Consider the following 707-nt stretch of genomic DNA (forward strand, 5'->3'; position numbering starts at 1 on the left):
GGCCAGGTTCACCACGCCGAAGACGCTCATCGCCAGCAGGATGGAGCGCCAGCCCGTCGTCGCCGTCATCGCCGCGCCGATGAGCGGCGCGATCGCGGGCCCCACCGTCACCATCAGGTTCATGACGGCGAGCCGCTTCGCGGTCTCGGTGGGCGCCGAGATGTCGCGCACGATGGTCCGGCCCAGCRCCAGCCCCGCGCAGCCGCCCAGTGCCTGGAAAAGCCGCGCGGCGACGAGCGCCGTCACCCCCGTCGCCAGCGCGGCCGCGAGGCCGGAGACGGCGTAGATCACCAGGCCGACCATCAGCACGGGGCGGCGGCCGAAGCGGTCGGAGGCGGGGCCATAGATGAGCTGCCCGAAGGCGAGGCCGTAGATGTAGAGGCTGATCGTCATCTGCATCGTGCCGATGCTGGCGCCGAGATCCTCGGCCGCGTGGGGCAGGGCCGGCACGAAGATGTGCATGGCCAGCGTGCCGCTGAAGGTGAAGAGCGCGAGCAGCCAGAGCGGGACGCTGAAGCGCGTGATCTCCGGGGGAGGTTCGTGCGGCACATCCCTCATGGCGTGGCCGTGCGAGGTTGGATCGCGGTCCAGCCGGCCGTGAAGAGCTGGCCGCGCTCCTTGGGAAGGGTCACGCGACCGGCTCCGCCACGGCGTCGAAGGCCTGGAAGACGCGCAGCGCGGCGGCGATGTCGGCGTCGCTGACGTCC

The 707-nt window shown here is 71.7% G+C and carries 1 protein-coding gene; it reads right to left on the minus strand.

Annotation, left to right across the window (positions count from 1 at the left end):
• Positions 1-558, minus strand: a 558-nt coding sequence (locus AC1DWF_RS34585) for an MFS transporter (protein ID WP_476842991.1), incomplete at its 3' end; no start/stop codon positions are given.
• Positions 559-707: the final 149 nt, after the last annotated feature.

It is taken from the genome of Aminobacter sp. P4_D5 (assembly GCF_056401815.1).